Here is an 18881-nt window from a genome sequence, read left to right as displayed (position 1 = left end):
ATGAAGAGCTTCCATCATCAGTCCTTCGCCGATCTGGCCCGACTCGTCGAAGCGAAGCAGGAATCCCGGCAAACCATCAGCCTGTGCATTCCCACCCTCAACGAGGAAGGCACCATCGCCCGGATCGTGGAAACCGTGCGCCATGCCCTGATCGACAAATTCCCTCTCCTCGACGAGCTGGTGGTCATCGACTCCGAATCGACGGACCGCACGCGGATGCTGGCAGCCGATGCGGGAGCGGAAGTCTTCCTTTCCCGGGACATCCTTCCTTTTCAGGGAACCCGTCTCGGCAAGGGCGAGAACCTTTGGAAGGCCGTCCACCAGTGCAAGGGCGACATCATTGCCTTCGTCGACGGCGACATCACCAATTTTCATGCACGCTTCGTCTACGGCACCGTCGGCCCACTCCTCGATCACCCCGAGCTGTCGTACGTGAAGGGATTCTACGAACGCCCACTTCTCGTCTCCGAGGGTGTCGACCCCCGTGGTGGCGGTCGCGTGACCGAAATTCTCGTCCGCCCTTTGTTCGAACGCTTCTGTCCGGAACTCGCTCAGCTTCACCAGCCGCTCGCCGGTGAATACGCCGCCCGCAGGTCGGTGCTCGAACGCATCCCGTTTCCAACGGGGTATGGCGTCGAGACTTCCCATCTCATCGACGTCTGGAATGCCTACGGTCTCGAATCGCTCGGCCAGACGGATCTCGATGAACGCTGCCACCGAAACCGGTCGCTCGCCGACTTGGGGCGCATGTCCGATCAGATCCTCGATGCCTTCTTTTCCAGGCTTCCCACACGCTCCGAACCGACCGCGGAACGCCCGCCCATGATCACCCTTCCCGAGTATCTTGAGCGCTTCCCAAATCGCGAACGCAAAGGTAGAAAGCCAGCGTGAGCTCCCTCAGCATTCGCCCGCTTGAAGAACGTGATCATCTGGCTGCCACCGGCCTGCTGGTTCACCTGAATCCGGATTGTTCCACCGATGTCCTGATCAAGCGATTCAGGACCATCCTTGCCGATCACCCGCACTACCTGCCGATCGGCGCGTTTGATGGGGAAACCATGATCGGATTCGGCGGAGCCTGGATCGCAACGAAAATCTGGTGTGGACGCTACCTTGAGGTCGACAACATCGTGGTTCACCCGGAACACCGCTCATCCGGTATCGGCAGCGCCCTAATGGAGTACTTTGAGAAGATCGCCCACGAACGGGACTGCAACATCGCCGTGCTCGACAGCTACACGTCGAACTACGATAGCCATCGTTTTTACCACCGTCACGGCTATCAGATCTGGGGATTTCACTTCGTCAAGCCCCTCGCTTCCATCGACCGTTGAAACCCACCCGCGCCCACACGGAAGGTGAGCTTCACATCATCGTCCACCATCACCTCCGTCATGGAGGAGTGAGTCGTGTCATCGCGGCGACCAGTCACGCCTTGAGCAAGGCCGGGGTCGAACATGTCATCCTCTGTGGTGACCTTCCTTCCGACGCCGAAGAACTCCCGGTCATCGTCATCCCGGCTCTCGACTACGATCCGACAAATCGACCGGGGCTCGAGAAGTCCATGGTCCGCGAAATCGAGGCCAGATTCGGGAAACGGAGCGTTGTGTGGCACTTTCATAATCCTGCCCTCGGCAAGAACCCGTCCCTGACCCGGGCTGCCGCAGCCCTTGCAGAACAAGGGCACCCAATCACTCTCCAGCACCACGACTTCGCCGAAGACTACCGGGCTGAAAACTACGCCCGCCTCAGGGATTTGGACCTCCTCTACCCGACAGCTCCCCACATCCGTCACGTCTGCATCAACTCCCGGGACCGGAGCACCCTCATCCGCGCCGGGCTTCCCACCGGTCAGGTCCAAGTCATCCCCAACCCGATCACCGTCGCCCCAATCACCAGACGGGAGCCACGCTGGATTTTCCAACCGGTCCGCGGCATTCGCCGGAAAAACCTCGGCGAAACCCTGCTCCTCGCCGCACACGCACCGAACGGGACACGATTCGCCATCAGCCGCCGACCGGATCAGCCGAACTGGCAAGCCCTCCACGACCACTGGTCGGGGTTGGCCGAAGAACTCGACCTGCCCGTCGAGTTTGCGGTCTCGGACCGCCTGCCGCCCACCGAAGGAGCCGGCACTTCGTTCACCGACTGGCTCCAGCACTCCAGTCACCTTCTTACCACATCGGTCGCCGAGGGATTCGGACTGACTTTCCTCGAAGGGGCCGCCCTGCAGATCCCCGTGATCGGTCGACGCCTGACAGAGCTCGATCCCGACCTTGAAAGCCTTCCTTTGGACCCGCTCTACACCCGACTCCTCGTTCCCTCTGCATGGCTGGACATGCGCAGGCTGGAGAAGCTCGCAGCCGAGTCATTGAGCCGCATCTTCCAGTCCTACGACCTTCCGATTCCCCACCATGAGGAAGCCCCGGATCCACCCCATGTGGAATTTTCCCGACTTCCCGAGGAGATGCAGGCCGAAGTCATCACATTGTCGACAAGCCATCCCTCTGGCATCCTCGCGGAAACCCAGAGCGGAACACGACCCCTCACGGACCACCTCCGGGAGGTTCTTTCATCCTCGGAAGCCCCGGCTGTTGATCTGCACCGTTTCCATCCTGATCAGCATGTCGCCTCCTTGATCGATATCCGCAAGCAGTTGCTTCGGGCTCCGCGAAAGCCGCCCGTCGATCTGAACCGGGAGACCATCCTCCGACAATTTCTCGACCCTTCCCGCTTTCACTTCCTTTGCCAATGAGGGCCGTTCTCTTCGATGTCTATCAGACCCTGCTAGAAGCCACTCCCATTCCCCGGGGGGACCGCCGCGAGGCCATGGCAGAGGTTGCCCGCAAGTTCGACCTTCCGACCCAGATCCCGCTGGATCAAGCCTTTGAAGAGGCGATCCGGAAAGCACACCACGAATCCCTCTTCCCCCATCCTGAAGTCGACGTCCGCGAGATCTGGCAATCCATCTCCCCCGAGCTATCCGATCCCGCTGGCTTTGCGGCCGCGATCGAGGATGCGGTCAACCCGACCCGGTCCGTGCAGGGAGCGCCCGAACTCATCATCTCGCTCCACCGGCAAGGACTCAAGCTCGGCATCGTATCCAACGCCCAAGCCTACACGCTCCCCCTGTTGGAACGCCATCTGGGTGAGGCCGCATCCTACTTCAAGCCGGAACTCTCGGTCTTCTCCTACCAGCATCTGCGGGCCAAGCCGGATCCCGAGCTATTCCGCATCGCCATCGAGCCTCTACTTCTTCGAGGCATCCCTGCCTCCGAAATCCTCATGGTCGGCGACTCGCGGACCAATGACATCGAGCCAGCGAAAGGATTGGGACTCCAAGCCCACCTGATCCCTCCCGCCGAGCTCTCGATTCCAGCGGATCTACTACGGTTGTAGGCAACACAACCCCGGCCCACCCGAGGCAACCCGCTACATCTCGGACATCCAACCGACGAGAAGCCCGTTGCAACCGATGATCAGAATCCCAGCGATGATTCTTCCACGCACTCCCATCGTGATCCACCGCCGAGCCGCACCTGACTGGATCAGGAAATCCGACTGCGAAAGGACCAAGCAGACGGTGACGATCAAAGGCAGTGCAAACAGACAGACGACCCCGATCGTTTGCAGCAGTGTCGCCGAGGCGACGAGTGAAACATACACCCCGGTCAGCGCGGCCATGCTCAGAATGCTGACGACCATGACAGAGCATGCCCTCAGGCACTGAGGGATCGGACGCTCTCCCCTCGACTTCCACCGCACCAATCGGGATCCCCACTCGCAGGTTCCCACCACGTTGCCAATGATGAGCAATTCCAGCAGACAGAACGCCCCCAGGGAAAACGGCGTCGGATTGCCCAGCAGTTCGGCAGCAGCCAGCGGGAGCGAGAGGGTGTGAAACAGGATGAACCCGTAGAGAAACACCAGGTAGCAGATCCACGCGATGGCCTTCATTGGAATCTCAGCTGGGAAAACTCATGGCCATTCCACCACCCGCCTGCATCTTCAATGCCGTTGGTTCTGCAGCAGACTCCGGAACAAATCGTTGGATTGCTCCAGCTCCTCGAAGGTGCCGTCACCAATGATCCGCCCCTTGTCGAATACCAGGATCCGGTCCGCGATGCGGATCGTACTGAACCGATGCGCGATGATCAGGGTCGTCCGTCCCCTCGTCAAGTCAGCCAGTTCTCCCTGGATCTGTGACTCCGTATCCGCATCAAGCGCTGCGGTCGCTTCGTCGAGGATCAGCACGGGCGCATCCTTGAGGAAGGCGCGGGCAATCGAAATGCGCTGCTTCTGACCGCCGGACAACTGGGCACCACGCTCGCCGACCGGAGTCGCATAGCCATCCGGAAAGTCCTCGATGAAGGTGTGGGCATTCGCCCGCTTGGCAGCCCGCTCAATGTCCCCCTTTGATGCGTCCAATTTGCCCAACTGGATGTTCTCTTCAACCGTCCCCGAGAACAGGACCGCCTCTTGGGGAACGATGGTGATGTGATCCCGCAGGTCCTTGAGACGCAGTTTCGTCAGGTCCACGCCGTCCAGTTCGATGGTCCCGTCGACTGGATCGTAAAAGCGCGGAATCATCGACGCGAAGGTGGTCTTGCCGGCGCCGGATGGCCCCACAAGGGCCACCACCTGACCCGCCGGGATGTCGATGGAAATGTCCTTCAGGGCAGGGGCCTTGCCATACGTGAAATTGACCGAGTCGAAGCGGATTCCACCGCGAACGTTGTCGATCGTCACCGGGTTCGGCGGATCGGTCACTCCTTCTTCAGCATGGAGAATGACCTCGAGACGATCGAGTGAGGCTTCACCCTGCTTGAGGCGATTGTGTACCGCTCCGAGCTTCTTGATCGGCTCGTAGCACATGTAGAGGGCGATCGCGAGGGGCACGAAGCCATCCAGCGTCATTCCCCGCTGTGAACCATAGGTCAGCGCCGCAGCCAATGCGCCCGCAGCAAGCATCTCAATGATCGGGGGAACCAGATAGCGGTACTTGATCACCTTCAGATGGAGGACGGTCCAGCGCCTGACTCCCTCGAGGAACCGGCCGGCTAGCATTTCCTCCAGATTGAAGGCACGCACCTCGCGGGTCGCCCCCAACGTTTCAGCGAGGATCGCCGTATTGCTCCCCGCCTCCTTTTGCATGTTGCCGGCACGCCGCATCAACCGCTTGCCAAGAATGCGGATTGGGATGATCGAAATCGGAATGGTCAGCAGGCAGACCAACACAAAGAACGAATTGCTGTCCGAGATGCTTCGGTAAACGAGGTAACAAAGCGCCGCGATCAAGGTGAAAGGCTGCTTGATCAAATCGTTCGAAATGGTGGTCACCACCCCTTGCAGAATGTTGGCATCCCCATTCACCCGGCTGATCAAGTCTCCCGTCTTGTGACCGCTGAAGAAACCGAGAGGCAACCTCTGGATCTTGTGGAAGACCTGCCCCTGGATCCTGCGGAGAACATGCAATCCCGCCGCCGTGACCCAGTAGACATTGAAGAAACCCGCCAAGCCCTTGAGCAGCGTGACCAACGGCACCAGAAGAGCCGCCGCGACCAACATCGCCAAAGGACCATCTTCAGCCCCGAATTTGTCAGCAAACCAAGCCCGGACCGCACGGGTCTCCTCTAGGCTCTTCATTTCACCGGGAAATGCCTCATCGAGGATTCGCTTGGCCTCTTCGCTCCCCTCGGCCGCCGAAAGGGTTGAAATCACCGTCTCGATCTCAGGCCGGGCGCCAAAGATCACCGGAAACACCTTCTCAACCATGAACGGAAGGCCAAAACCGCTGAAAACGGCGAAGAGGAGACCCGCTGCGATGCCCGCAAGGAAGGTGAACTTCGCTTCGGCGAGGTAGGCAAAATAGGGTCGGAAGCGCTTCATTCGAGAGGCGTAAGACTCCCCGGCATCGACCCCGGGCGCAAGCACCGATAAGCCGCAGAAAAGCCCGGCTCCATCTGCAATCCATCCTCCCCTAGCCCCTCTCTGCTACCTGATTCTTGCGCCACAGCCCAAGTGGGCTAAACTCCGCGCCAAGATGGTATCCGCCGCCGAATCCCAGCCCACAAGTGACCACTACGACCTCGTCATCCTTGGGGGGGCGTTCTCGGGCAGCTCACTCGGGTTGCTGATGCGTCGCCAACGACCCGGAACCCGCATCCTCATTCTCGAGAAGTCGGAAAAGTTCGATCGCAAGGTCGGAGAATCGACGTCGGAAGTGGCCGGCTGCTTCCTCACCCGGGTCCTCGGGCTCTCGAGCTACCTCGCCCGCGAGCACTTCCAGAAGAACGGACTGCGGCTTTGGTTCAACAAAGAGGGCAATGATTGCCCGAGCGCCTGTAGCGAGATCGGCCCCTTTACCCAGGCCCGTTTCCCCACCTACCAGCTCGACCGCTCGAAACTGGATACCCACCTGCTCGGCATGGCCGATGAAGAGGGATGCGACGTGATCCGCACCGCCAGCGTCAAGACCTTCGAACTCGATGGAGCAGGCAAGAACACCGTCACCTTCAAGCATGATGGCATGACCCGCACCGTCACCGCGGATTGGATTGCCGACTGCTCGGGGAAGGCCGCTCTCATCGGCCGGATACGGGGAACCCTCCGCCCGCTCGACGGTCACCCGGTTCATTCCATGTGGGTCAGGTTCCGCAATGTCACCGACCTCGACAGCTACAAGGCCCGAATGGCCTGCGAAGCACTCGACGAAATGAAGACACCGGTGGGACGCACCAGCGCCACCAACCACCTCATGGGACGCGGATGGTGGTCGTGGATCATCCCGCTCGCCAACGGCGAGTTCTCTGCCGGAGTCACCTGGGACGAACGACTCTTCACTCCCCCTGCGGAAGGTCCGGTCGGCCAACGGGTGAAGCAGCACCTCCTCACTCACCCAATCGGCAAGCTGATGTTTGGCGATGCAGAACCCGTCGAGAACGACTCCCGCATCTACAAGAACCTGCCCTACTATTCCACTGAGGTTTGCGGCGATGGGTGGATGTGCATGGGGGACGCCGCGGGTTTCATGGATCCGCTCTATTCCCAGGGACTCGACTACTGCGCCCACAGTACTTACACTTCCGCATCCATCCTGAGGATGGCGATGGACGGAGAGGATGTCAGCGAGAGACTCGAGCGCCACAACCACGAGTTCGGCCAGTCCTACCACCGCTGGTTCAACGCACTCTACCGGAACAAATACCAGTATCTCGGGGACAGCGACATGATGCGTGCCGCTTTCCTCATGGACATCGCGACCTACTTCCTCGGCCCTGTCCAACTGGTCTACAACTGGACCGATCAGGAATTCTCGAAGATGCCCTACCATGGGGTGCCAGGCGGAATCTTCGGGCGCTTCATGGCCTTCTACAACAAGCGGCTCGAACAGATTGCCCGGAAGCGACTCAAGACGGGACGTTACGGGGTCAACAACCTCCACCATCCCTACCTCATCAAAACGCCCTTCGTGGCGAGTGTTAAGGCATCGGGACACCTGTTCCGGGGCCTATTCGCCTGGCTGAAACTCGAACTCGAAACCGCCTTCGTCCGCCCGGAAGAGCCCGTCCCGGCACCCCGGGATCATGCGACGACACCGCGGCCCCTCGCCGAGGCCACATCATCGTGAGTCAAGCGAGGCCCCCACGCGGGCCATCGGCACTCAGGTCACCCGGAATGGCTCGGTTCGCCCGGCGCATCAATTTCGGAGGCACCAGACACCGAAGGGTGCTTCCCCGGCCGGAAAGGGGCATGTCCAACTCCACGAGGGCGCCTTTCTTGACTTCGATGGCGGCACCGCCTCCGACGCCCAGCAGGTACTCGACCAGACCGGACAGATCCGGCTCATGCCCGACAAGCATGACCCGTCCGAAATCGCGGAAGGCACTCAGTTCGCTGAGTGCTGTCGCAGGAGACATCCCGCAATTGATCCACGCCTGAATCACCGGACCCGGCATCTCCGCCGCGTCACAAAAGGCTTCCGCGGTTTCCACACACCTTGTCCGTGGACTCGTCAGAACCACCTCGGGTCGCGCATCCAGCAAGCGCAGCACACGGCCCGCACGGCGGCTGTGCTTTATCCCTCTCTCAGTCAGGGCGCGGGCGGCATCCCCAGCAGGATTGAAATCCTCTGCGTGCCCGTGTCGAAGCAGCATCAAATCCATGAACGGAGCCTGTCACATGGTCATTCCACCATCCACGGCCAGAACCTGACCCGTGATGTAGCGTGCAGCCGGCCCCGCCAGATAGACCACCATGTCGGAGATGTCTTCAACCTCACCGAACTCACCCAGAGGGATCTTCCCGAGAATCGCTGCCTTCACATCGTCGGATAGGGCGTCCGTCATGTCGGTCCGAATGAAGCCCGGAGCGATCGCATTGCAGGTGACCTTCTTGCCCGCCAGCTCACGCGCCACCGACTTGCTGAATCCGATCAGACCCGCCTTGCTCGCCGCATAGTTGGCCTGTCCCGCGTTGCCGATCAAACCGATCACGGACGCGATGTTGATGATCCGCGCGTCCTCGGCCTTCATCAGCGGACGCATGAACGCCTTCACCGTGTTGAAGGCCCCCTTGAGATTCGTGTCGAGGACCGTCATCCAGTCTTCCTCCTTCATCCGCATGAGCAGACCGTCGCGGGTCACCCCGGCGTTGTTGACAAGAATGTTCACCCCTCCGAAATCCGCCACGACCTCCTTGCCGAGCGCCGCCACGGCATCGTGATCCGCCACGTCCAGGGCATACGCCTTCGCGGCACCGGGAAACTCGGCGTTGATCTCGTCCGCCGTCTTGCCGCAGCTCGCCTCGCTTCGACTCACCACGGCCACCTTCGCCCCGCGGGCAGCCAGTGCCTTTGCGATGGATCCACCAATCCCCCGGCCACCACCCGTGACCACTGCGACCTTTCCTTCAAATGACTGCATGGCGTGAGGCTGGAATGCCCCATCGCCGATGCCAAACCAAAAAATCCGCTTCCTACTTGCCCAACAACTCGGTGATCTTCGGCTCCATCGCCTCCGCCCAGACCCGGTAGCCCTTCTGCTTGGGATGGAGGAAATCCGGCATCATCTCCTTGGGCATGACACCATCCTCACCAAGGAACTCGTCCGAGATGTCCAGGTAGTGGATGTGCTCGCCATCCGCCATCTTCGAGATCAGCTCGTTGATGCCCACATTGATCTTCCGTTTCTCGCCGTCGGGCTGCTCATCGCGGGGGAACACACCGAGCAACAGGACCTTCGCATCCGGCTTCCGATCCCGCAGCAACTCAAGGATCATCTTGATCCCATCCGCGGTCACTTCCGGTGGATCCTGACGGTGTCCGGTGTTGTTGGTCCCGATCATCATCACGATCAACTTCGGATCGACCTCGGCGAACTCACCATTCATCAGGCGCCAAAGCACATGCTCGGTCCGGTCGCCGGAGAATCCGAGATTCAAGGCCTTGCGATCGCCGTAGAATTCATCCCAGACCTCCTTGCCGGCTCCCTCCCATCCCTGCGTGATGGAATCGCCGATGAACACCAGGTCATGCTCCCCTTGGGCAGCCTTCTTCTTCGCACTGTGGCGTTGCTTCCACCACTTCTGATCGAGTCGATGGGCGGGCACGGTGGCGTCGCTGACGCGGTATTTCGCACGCAGCCCGTCATACAGCCCCTTCATCTTCTGCAACACCTCCGCATACTCCGGATCGTCGGCAACCGACTTCATCTCCTGTGGATCCTTCTCAAGATCGAACAGGTTCCATTCCTTGGTATTCGGGAACCACATCAGCTTGTAGCGGTCACTCCGGACCCCATCGTGCTTCGCCACCTTGTGGGTCTGTTCTCCACTGTAGTAATAGTAGATGGCCTCCCTCCAATCCTCTGGCTCCGCACCGGAAGCCTTCAGAACGGGAACCAGACTTCGTCCCTGCACCGCCTCGGGAATCGGCGCTCCCGCCAGTTCGAGAAATGTCGGCGCGTAGTCGATATTCTGAATCATCGTGTCACTGCGGGAACCCGGCTTGATGACATCCGGCCAGCGCACGATGAATGGCATCTGAAGGCTCTCCTCAAACATCCAGCGCTTGTCGTACCATCCGTGTTCGCCGAGGTAGAATCCCTGGTCGGACGAGTAGATCACGATGGTATTCTTCGAAAGTCCGGTCTTGTCGAGATGATCCACGAGTCGTCCGACATTCTCGTCCACCGCCCGGATGCACCGCAGGTAGTCCTTGATGTAGCGCTGGTATTTCCAACGGGTGACCGCCTTGTCGTCCAACTTGCCGGCCTTCATGTCCTCGATGAACTTCTGATTCTTCGGCTCATACGCGGCGTCCCAAGCCTTCTTCTGCTCGTCGTTCATCCGCTCATAGTTGCTGCCCCACTTGTTGCCGACGAAATGATCCGGGAACAAATTCTCCCCCTTGAATTTCATGTCGTGAGTCCACGTCATGTCCTTCGCGATGCTCATCGCCTGCTTCTTGAGGGTCTTGGAGCGGTTGGCGTAGTCATCAAAAAGGGTGGCCGGCTCGGGAATTTCCAAGTCATCGAACAGGGTCAGGTGGCGCGGAGCAGGAGCCCAGTTCCGGTGCGGTGCCTTGTGCTGGCACATCAGCACGAACGGCTTGTCTGCATCCCGCTGGTTGTCCAGCCAGTCGATCGCCAGATCCGTCACGACGTCCGTGCAGTACCCCTCGTAGCGCTTCGTGCTGCCATCCATCCGCTTCATGTCCGGATTGTAGTAGGCCCCCTGACCGGGCAGCACTTCCCAGTAGTCGAAACCGGTAGGATCCGTGACCAGATGCCACTTGCCGACGATGGCCGTCTGATAGCCCACCTTCTGAAGGAGCTTCGGGAAGGTCGTCTGGGTCCCGTCGAACGTGGAATTCTGGTTGTCCACGTAGCCGTTGATGTGGCAGTGCTTGCCGGTCAGGATTGCAGCGCGCGACGGACCGCAGATCGAGTTCCCGCAGTAGGAGCGCGTGAAGATCGCCCCCTGCTCGGCAAGCTGGTCGAGACGCGGCGTCGGAGCCACCTCCTTGAGCGGCCCCCCATAGGCCGAAATCGAGTTCAAGGCATGGTCATCGGAGAAAATGAACACGATGTTCGGGCGCTCTGCCGCCTCAAGGCCGAGGCAGGTCGCGAGAATCAGGGAGAAGAAGCACTTCATAAGAGAACCAATACCCTCCCAAGCGTCCCCTCTTACAGGGAAATTTTCGCGCCACCGCCCGATTACGACCCAGCCGGGACTTGCCCGTCGGTCCACCAGCGGATAGTTCACGGGCATGGAACACCACGTCTATTTCTGGCTCAAGGAAGCTCACCGCAACGACGCCGACCGCCAAGCCTTCGAAGACGGGCTGCGCGCCCTGTTCAAGATCCCGCAGGTCGCTGGTGGTCTCTTCGGCAAGCCGGCCGACGTGATGGAGCGCCCTGTGATCGACACCACCTGGGACTACGCCACTTCCATGCGCTTCGAGTCGGTCGAGGATCAGGATGCCTACCAAGTCCACCCGGATCACGATGCATTCATCGAGAAGTTCTCCTCCTGGTGGGAAAAGGTGCAGGTCCGCGACCTGCAACCCCTCTAGTCAAGGTCAGGAACAAACAGGCGGAGGCGTTCGTCAAAGACGGACCCTCACCCCCCACCACGATGCCGGGTGCGCAGCTCACCACCCTTGGTTCAGCATCTTTTCCGAGACCTTCCCGGCGACCGGAACATCAGGCGCAAAGAGCGAGGTCCTGAATTCGAGAAGCATCCAGCCGTATTCCCACAGACCGGGATCATGCGGCTGCTCGGTCCACTGACGGAACCATGGTTCCCAGTAGCGCCGGACCCGATCCATTTTCTCCAAATCCTTGCTGATCGGCATTCCTGACAGACGCGAGATCCGCGCGCGGATGGCCTGCATCTGACGCTTGTAGTCCACCGTGCGCCAGTAGCCCGCGCGCCACGGGAATTGCACTCGGAACAGCCACATCAACTGCTCATCGAGATCTGCTGCGATCTCGGCGTAATGGCGGTCGTTGCGATTCGCATCGATCCACGCCCGGACTTCCTGCCAATCCCCGATCGCCACCTCCATCGCATCCGCGATCTTCTGCGCTGCATTCCACCACTCCCCACGCGCTAGCGCCGCGCGTTCTGAAAATTCCTCGGCCGAACTGATCCGACCCCGGCCAAGCGCCCCTTCACCCGCCGTCGGGATCAAAAGCTCGACTCCTGCCTGCAGACGCGGCAGCTCGAGCTTTGCCATCAGATCGAGGGGAAACTTCTTCTTCAGGTAGGCCACCTGATCCGGCTGATCCAGCATCAGCAGCCTGACCACGCCGCCGCGATGCGCTTCATGCGCCTCGGCGGCCCTGGAATACGCCCGACTTCCGACACCATCCCGCTCATCAATCAAGGCCGGATAGGCACGACCGCTCGCCGTATCCACCCACTCGGGGAGATCGAAGTCCGGCCAGCCGTCGAGACCGTGCAACTCCCATTCCTCGTTGGCCGCCTGTTCGAAACGCTCCTCCACCACGGAGCCGAGCTGCGCCTGCAACTCCGCGACCGATACCCCCATCGCGAGTTCCTCCCCATCGTCGTCGCACACCCAGACCTTAGTGACCAACTCATCCGGCAGGCGGGTCAGATCAAAATCACCAGCGCCCACCTGGAACCCGGTGGCTTCTGTTAGGAACTCGGCCAGACGAACCTCCACCGGGCCATCCTTCACCGCGGCCCACCACCGATCGGAAAATTCCCGCGCTCTCGTGCTGATCGGCTGGCAGGCCCGACGCAGGTCCTTGGGCAGCGAACGAATCATCCACTCGGCACGTCGCTCGAGATCTCCGGGAACACCCCAGCCCGGAAGCCAATCCGGCACCTGACCCAACTGGTCGACATGGACTCCGATCGTCAGACCATCGTCACGCTCACCCGGCGCACAGCGGTAGTAGAGCGAATAGCTCTCTCCATCGAAATCCAGCGAGTCCGGAAAACCCTCCAGGTCCAGGCGCTCCAGACCCTCCCACACCACATCCTCCAGCCCGGGCAGATACCGCTCCTCGTGATCCTTCCGCCAGCGATGATACGCCTTGGTCGTGCACATGCCATCGGGCAGGCATTTCTCGAAGAAGGCCACGACCGCCTCCTCGCTCCACAGCCCACCGGAACGGCGCAGCTTGTGCTCGATCAACTCCACCTCCTCCTTCAGTTCCTGAAGCCTCGCCGCGGCCAGTGACTTCCCCTTCACGCCCCCCTGCATCAGGCCCTCGCAGATGAAGATCCGACGCGCCCCTTCAGGATCGATCCGACCAAAGTGGACACGCCGCCCGGTCACGATGGGCAGACCACCACAAAGGACCGTCTCCTTGGCATAGACCGCACCCTGAGCCGCGTCCCAGCGCCCCTCACTGAAGCGACTTCGACAAAGATGAGGCGCTACGGCTTCCACCCACGCAGGATCGATCTTCGCCACCCGGCGGGCCCACAAACGAGTCGTGTCCACCAGCTCCATCCCCATCACCCAGTCCCATCGTTTGCCACCAAACACATAGGACCCGGGGAAGACCGCAAAGTGCCCACCACTTGCACTCCGATACGCACGCTCCTCGCGGTCCCACAGACCGAACTGCTTCGGCACCCCGGCCAGCAGCGCCCGGTGCAGGGCGTCCGCCCCCGCATTCCCCTTCCGCGCCCCCTCGGACTTGGGCAGGCAGGCCCCCTCGTAAATCTCCAGCTTGAGCACCCGCTTGACCACATCACGCAGCTCGTCGTGCACATTCGCCCACTCGGTGACCCGGCGGAAATTGAGGAAATGCTTCCGGCAGAACTTCCGCAGTTGGTTCCGCTGCCACCGGCGACCCCGGCGCATCGACTGCAGTTCATCCCACAAGGCGAGCATCGCCATGAAGTCACTCTCCTCATGCTTCCATCGCTTGTGCGCCGCATCCGCCTCCTTCGCCTTCTCCGCAGGCCGCTCTTTCGGGTCCTGGGTTTCCAGCCCCGCAATGATCGGCAGCACCCCGGCGACACAACCTTCCTCTTTCGCCTCCAGCAGCATCCTGGCAAGCCGCGGATCCACCGGCATGCCGGCCATCAGACGCCCCGACTCCGTGAGCTCCCGATCGCGATCAAGCGCCCCGACCTCGCGCAAAGTACGATAACCCTCGGAGACAGCCTTCGGCGCCGGCGGATCAATGAAGGGAAACTCATCGATCTCAGGAAGCCCGAGCGACTTCATCTGCAGGATCACTCCCGCAAGCGAGCTCCGGCGGATCTCCGGATCCGTGAACTCCGGGCGGTCCTCGAGATTCTCATCGCCATACAGGCGGACACAGACACCTTCCCGCACCCGGCCGCAGCGCCCCTTCCGCTGACGGGCACTTGCCTGCGAAACTTCCTCGATCTGCAAGCGCTGGACACCCCGGCCCGGACTCCAGCGGCTCACCCGGGCGAGCCCGGAGTCGATCACACACACAATGCGCGGGATCGTCAGCGAGGTCTCCGCCACATTGGTTGCCAGCACCACCCGCCGCTTCGGCCCGGGATGAAACACCCGCTGCTGGTCACCCAGACCAAGCCTCGCATACAACGGCAAGATCTCCGTGCCACGGTAGTTCCTGCCTTCCAGCCTCTCGGTGCACTCCCTGATCTCCCTTTCCCCGGGCAGGAACACCAGCACATCCCCGTCGCTCTCCACGCCCGTCAGCCAATCCACCGCCCGCACGACATGATCGGCCAGTTCCTCATCCTCCCAGCCCGGGAGGAAATGCTCCTCCACAGGAAAGGTCCGGCCTTCCGCTTCGATCAACGCCGGAGCCTTCCCCGTCACCCCCGTGAAGAACTCCACGAAGCTACCGGCGTCCAGGGTCGCCGACGAGATCACCAGCTTGAGGTCCGGCCGCCGGTCCAGCAGCCGCTTGAGATAGCCCAGCAGGAAATCAATGTTCAGCGATCGCTCATGCGCCTCGTCGAGGATGAGCGCCCCGTAGCGCTTCAAATCCGGGTCACCCTGCGTCTCCGCCAGCAAGATGCCGTCGGTCATGAACTTGATCCGCGTGTCGCGCGACGTCCGGTCATCAAAGCGAACCTGATAGCCAACGAAGCCACCAAGCGGAATCCCCAGCTCCTCCGCCACCCGCTCCGCCACGCTCGAAGCCGCAATCCTCCGCGGCTGGGTACACCCGATCAAGCGAGGCCGCCGACTCCTCCGCTCGTCCGCGCCGGCCTGCATCGCCAGCACCTCCGCCACCATCTTCGGCAGCTGGGTCGTCTTCCCCGAACCCGTCTCACTCACCACCACCACCACCTGATGATCCCTCACCGCCTCCACGATGTCCCGACGCCGGGCCACCACCGGCAGTGATTCTGGATAATTCAGTCCCGGCAGTCCCTCGTCCATCGCGCGGGGCTTAAAGCGTGCCCAGCGCCGCGAAACAAGCGCGAAGCAGGCCGCACTGCCCACCACTCCAAGGAAAATCCCTCAATCGTCTGACAGGTTTCCACCGAAATCGTCGTCGAATGAGTTGCAAAGCGAAAGGACCTAGCATAGACCGAACGTATCTTTCTCGCACGAAAAATGATGAATTCGAACACAAACACCAATCCTAGCTCCGCAGGACGCCGGGGGTTCCTGAAGAAACTCGGCGGAATTGGCGCAGGAGTCGCCGCAGCCGGCCCCATTCTCAGGGCGGCTGAATCCGCCCCGGCACGGCTGAGCGGAGCGAAATACATGGGCGACTTCGTAGCCCCGAAGCTGGAGAAGGTCAAAGTCGCCATCATCGGTGTCGGTGCTCGTGGGCCAACTCACCTGTCCCACGCCGCCGCAGCCGAAGGCACGGAATTCGTCGGCATCTGCGACCTCTACGAAGACGCCTGCAAGCGCGCCAAGGAGCGCGTGCTGAAGGCCGACCCGGAGCGCCACAAGAACGTCAAGACCTACCACGGCGACAAGCACGCCTACCGCAAGATGCTGGCCGAAACCAAGCCCGATGCGGTGTGGATCGCCACTCCGTGGGAATGGCACGCTCCCATGGCCATCGACACCATGAATGCTGGCGCCCACGCCTTCGTCGAGGTGCCACTTGCCACCACCCTCGAAGACCTTTGGAAGATCATCGACGCCTCGGAGAAGACCGGGCGTCACTGCATGATGATGGAGAACGTGAACTACGGCCGCGAAGAACTGATGTTCCTCAACATGTGCCGTCAGGAAGTCTTCGGCGAACTCCTCCACGGCGAAGCCGCCTACATCCACGAACTCCGCGGACAGATGAACCAGTACGAAAAGGGTCGCGGCACCGGATCGTGGCGCACCCTTCACTGGGCCCAGGAAAATGGAAACCTCTATCCGACCCACGGACTCGGCCCGGTCGCCCAATACATGAATCTGGGACGGGGCGATGACAACTTCCGCCGCCTCGTGTCCTTCTCTTCGCCCGCGCGCAACCACGCACTCTACGCCAAGGAACGCCTCGGTGAGGATTCCAAGTCCGCCAAGCTCGACTTCAACGGTGGCGACATGAGCACCTCCATCATCAAGACCACCCTCGGTCGCACGGTGATGGTCCAGTGGGATGAGAGCAGCCCACGCCCCTACAGCCGCCACAACCTGATTCAGGGAACCCGCGGCACCGGAGCCGGCTTCCCCGCCCGCATCGCCCTCGACTACACGTGGAAGAACGCCACCCCCGCGCTGCGCAAGTTGCTCGACCTCCCGGAAGACAAGCCGAACAAATCATCCAACTACCACTCCTGGATTCAGGGTGACGGCTTCAATGCCTTCTACGAGCACTTCGACCACCCCCTCTTCGTCCGCATGCAGGACATCGCGAAGAAGCACGGCGGTCACGGCGGCATGGATGCCATCATGAACTTCCGCGCCATCGAGTGCCTCCAGAAGGGCGAACCACTCGACCAGAACGTCTACGAAGGTGCCTTCTGGTCCGCAGTGACCCCACTCTCCCGCAAGTCGGTCGCCGAAGACGGCATGCCTCAGGACTTCCCCGACTTCACTCGTGGAAACTGGAAGACCACCAAGCCACTTCCAATCGTTTCCTGATCATCGCGACTCCTCTCTCAAGGCGCGACTCCCTCACCGGGGTCGCGCCTTTTTCTTTTGCTGGATCCGTGCTGCTAAAACCGGACGCACCCAAACCAACCCCGCATCACCAAAAGATGCCACCTGCTGGCAACCAACAAACCCCGCTTCCCCCGCGCTCCCGCCTGCCCCCGAAGCCCACGCTCCATCCTCTTCTCCACTCATGACGGGTAAGGAGTGCGGGCAATCCTGCCCGCAGAACAACAAACCCATTCGGTCGCCTCCCCCACGCTTCGCCGGCCTCAAAAGCCAGCAATCTGTCCATTGATCGTTTTCTAGGACTGGACCCACCCACCGACGGACCCCGCACCACCTACGTCTCGATGCCCACGCGCAGGTCACGCGCCGACCAGATATCCCCGGACAAGGCAGCCAAGGCACCTCGCGGTTTGCGCGCACCGGTCTTTCGATTCTGACCAAATCGATCCCGACAATCCCGGAACACCTCGTCCACAAACCCACGGCCGCCGATTACCGCTCCATCCGAAAAATACCTCACTCGATGACGGATGAGCTTCGAGATCGATACATCCCGCTTCCGCGCCTCCATCGCCTGGAGCTCCTTCTCCGCCACCTCGCGCTTCATCCCCTTGCGCCGGACCTTGCCGTCCACCTTCACTTCCACACCTTTCCCTAACAGGATGACCCGATACTCCTTGGCCAAGCCTCCCTGTGCCCACGCTCTGGCCGTCCCTACATTCCCTTCGTGCCCGCGCAACGCACGCACCAAGCCAGCCCGAGCCCTCTTTCCACCCGCCACCGCCTCCGCATAGCTACTCCACCGGTAGTCCGCAGGATCCTTGCAGATCCCGGCTCGAACCGGATTCAAGTCGATGTACGCCGCCATCGTCCGCGCCGCCACACCATCCTCCACGAGCACACTCTTGAAGCGCTGCTCCCAGAGCCGCCCCGTTCGTCCCTGCGATCGGTTGAACCAGTGACTGAAGCGCTGCAGCAAGCCCTTCATGAACTCGCTCAGATCGTGCATTCGATAGGCGTATTGCCCGACGATGCGCTCGACCTCAGCCTGATCCCCCACCTTGCGTGCCGCACGCAGCGAACCCGCAACCGCATCGACCCTCGCCTTCGAATAGAGCGCACCCAAGCGCCGTAGAAAGACCTCATCCGACAGGCCTTCCGCCGGCATGGGCGGGACCTCCAGCAAGAGATGGAAGTGATTGGACATCATGCAGTAAGAGAGCACACGGCAACCCGTGAAATTCTCCATCATGCGCATGAACATACAGAATTTTTCCCTCTCCTCCGGCCCGAAAGCCATCCGTCGATCCACGACCCGCGAAATCAAGTGGTAGATCGCAGGCTTCTCCTGCGAATCCTTCCATGGAGCAATCCACCGCGCCTTGGCCATGGCAGAACCTTGCCACCTTCTCCAGCCCCTTACAAGCAGCAAATCCTATAAAAGGTGTGTCCTTCTATTATGTGTCCTTCTATTATGTGTCCTTCTATTATGTGTCCTTCTATTATGGGTTCCGCGACCTCGAGGAGGTTCGAAGCCATGCCGAGAAATGGCGCATCACCTACAACACCGTGAAACGCCACGGCTCACTCAACAAACAGACCCCAGAGCAATTCGCCGCTCAATGCCGTCTTCGGTCGGCTACGCCTCCCTTCGCCGGCATTGAGCCAAAACCAACAGAAACCCTGGTCGGACTAACTTAGCCAATGCTCCAAATTAGGGGTGCGCACCACTGCAAGCCCGCCATGCTCCACGCCTGCATGGAAGCCACCGGTCCCTGTGGCGACGAACTCGCCCTTTTCCTCGACACCCACATCGGCAAACTCA

General features: G+C 61.0%; 15 protein-coding genes. 8 read left to right on the top strand and 7 right to left on the bottom strand.

What is annotated here, in order from left to right:
• The 4 genes from JIN81_RS17350 to JIN81_RS17335 are packed head-to-tail and all read left to right on the top strand — an operon-like array spanning window position 1 to window position 3399.
• Window positions 1-891 (top strand): glucosyl-3-phosphoglycerate synthase, encoded by an 891-nt coding sequence (locus tag JIN81_RS17350; RefSeq protein ID WP_200282940.1) that lies wholly within the window; start codon window positions 1-3, stop codon window positions 889-891.
• Complete coding sequence (locus JIN81_RS17345) at window positions 888-1334, top strand: GNAT family N-acetyltransferase (protein ID WP_200282939.1); 447 nt, start codon at window positions 888-890, stop codon at window positions 1332-1334. The genes JIN81_RS17350 and JIN81_RS17345 overlap by 4 nt, the downstream gene beginning before the upstream one ends.
• Window positions 1331-2755, top strand: a complete 1425-nt coding sequence (locus tag JIN81_RS17340) for a glycosyltransferase (protein ID WP_200282938.1) — start codon at window positions 1331-1333, stop codon at window positions 2753-2755. The genes JIN81_RS17345 and JIN81_RS17340 overlap by 4 nt, the downstream gene beginning before the upstream one ends.
• Window positions 2752-3399 (top strand): HAD family hydrolase, encoded by a 648-nt coding sequence (locus JIN81_RS17335; protein ID WP_200282937.1) that lies wholly within the window; start codon window positions 2752-2754, stop codon window positions 3397-3399. The genes JIN81_RS17340 and JIN81_RS17335 overlap by 4 nt, the downstream gene beginning before the upstream one ends.
• Window positions 3400-3432: 33 nt before the next feature.
• On the opposite strand, the gene JIN81_RS17330 is transcribed toward JIN81_RS17335, so the two are convergent.
• Together JIN81_RS17330 and JIN81_RS17325 are read right to left on the bottom strand one after the other, a co-directional pair.
• Window positions 3433-3957 carry a hypothetical protein gene (locus tag JIN81_RS17330; RefSeq protein WP_200282936.1) on the bottom strand — a complete coding sequence of 175 codons (525 nt, stop codon included), beginning with the start codon at window positions 3955-3957 and terminating at the stop codon, window positions 3433-3435.
• A gap of 51 nt (window positions 3958-4008) precedes the next feature.
• A complete protein-coding gene (locus JIN81_RS17325) occupies window positions 4009-5889 on the bottom strand; it encodes an ABC transporter ATP-binding protein (protein WP_200282935.1) in 1881 nt (626 codons plus the stop codon).
• 154 nt (window positions 5890-6043) lie between these two features.
• Between JIN81_RS17325 and JIN81_RS17320 the strand changes: the two genes are divergently transcribed.
• Complete coding sequence (locus JIN81_RS17320; protein WP_200282934.1) at window positions 6044-7630, top strand: NAD(P)/FAD-dependent oxidoreductase; 1587 nt, start codon at window positions 6044-6046, stop codon at window positions 7628-7630.
• A 1-nt stretch (window position 7631) separates the two neighbouring features.
• On the opposite strand, the gene JIN81_RS17315 is transcribed toward JIN81_RS17320, so the two are convergent.
• The 3 genes from JIN81_RS17315 to JIN81_RS17305 are packed head-to-tail and all read right to left on the bottom strand — an operon-like array spanning window position 7632 to window position 11154.
• Window positions 7632-8165 carry a SixA phosphatase family protein gene (locus JIN81_RS17315; protein WP_200282932.1) on the bottom strand — a complete coding sequence of 178 codons (534 nt, stop codon included), beginning with the start codon at window positions 8163-8165 and terminating at the stop codon, window positions 7632-7634.
• A 12-nt stretch (window positions 8166-8177) separates the two neighbouring features.
• Window positions 8178-8924: a 3-oxoacyl-[acyl-carrier-protein] reductase gene (gene fabG, locus JIN81_RS17310; RefSeq protein ID WP_200282929.1), complete on the bottom strand. Its 747-nt coding sequence runs from the start codon at window positions 8922-8924 to the stop codon at window positions 8178-8180.
• 52 nt (window positions 8925-8976) lie between these two features.
• Window positions 8977-11154, bottom strand: a complete 2178-nt coding sequence (locus JIN81_RS17305; RefSeq protein WP_200282926.1) for a sulfatase/phosphatase domain-containing protein — start codon at window positions 11152-11154, stop codon at window positions 8977-8979.
• A gap of 115 nt (window positions 11155-11269) precedes the next feature.
• On the opposite strand from JIN81_RS17305, the gene JIN81_RS17300 reads away from it, so the two are divergent.
• Complete coding sequence (locus JIN81_RS17300) at window positions 11270-11575, top strand: Dabb family protein (RefSeq protein ID WP_200282923.1); 306 nt, start codon at window positions 11270-11272, stop codon at window positions 11573-11575.
• A gap of 78 nt (window positions 11576-11653) precedes the next feature.
• Here the strand turns inward: JIN81_RS17300 and hrpA are convergent, their stop codons facing one another.
• A complete protein-coding gene (hrpA, locus tag JIN81_RS17295) occupies window positions 11654-15379 on the bottom strand; it encodes an ATP-dependent RNA helicase HrpA (protein WP_200282920.1) in 3726 nt (1241 codons plus the stop codon).
• 180 nt (window positions 15380-15559) lie between these two features.
• On the opposite strand from hrpA, the gene JIN81_RS17290 reads away from it, so the two are divergent.
• Entirely contained in the window at window positions 15560-17038 is a 1479-nt protein-coding gene (locus JIN81_RS17290) for a Gfo/Idh/MocA family protein (RefSeq protein WP_200283042.1), read from the top strand.
• 352 nt (window positions 17039-17390) lie between these two features.
• On the opposite strand, the gene JIN81_RS17285 is transcribed toward JIN81_RS17290, so the two are convergent.
• On the bottom strand, window positions 17391-18446 hold the full coding sequence (locus JIN81_RS17285) for a transposase (RefSeq protein ID WP_200282917.1): 1056 nt from the start codon (window positions 18444-18446) through the stop codon (window positions 17391-17393).
• On the opposite strand from JIN81_RS17285, the gene JIN81_RS17280 reads away from it, so the two are divergent.
• Window positions 18419-18757, top strand: coding sequence for an integrase core domain-containing protein (locus tag JIN81_RS17280; RefSeq protein ID WP_234045257.1), 339 nt, complete (start codon window positions 18419-18421; stop codon window positions 18755-18757). The genes JIN81_RS17285 and JIN81_RS17280 overlap by 28 nt on opposite strands.
• Window positions 18758-18881 lie beyond the last annotated feature (124 nt).

Origin of the sequence: Haloferula rosea, assembly GCF_016595525.1 — a bacterium.
Taxonomy (GTDB): Bacteria; Verrucomicrobiota; Verrucomicrobiia; order Verrucomicrobiales; family Akkermansiaceae; genus Haloferula; species Haloferula rosea.
The sequence above is the reverse complement of the archived record's forward strand: the minus strand, read 5'-3'. Positions and strand labels throughout refer to the sequence as shown.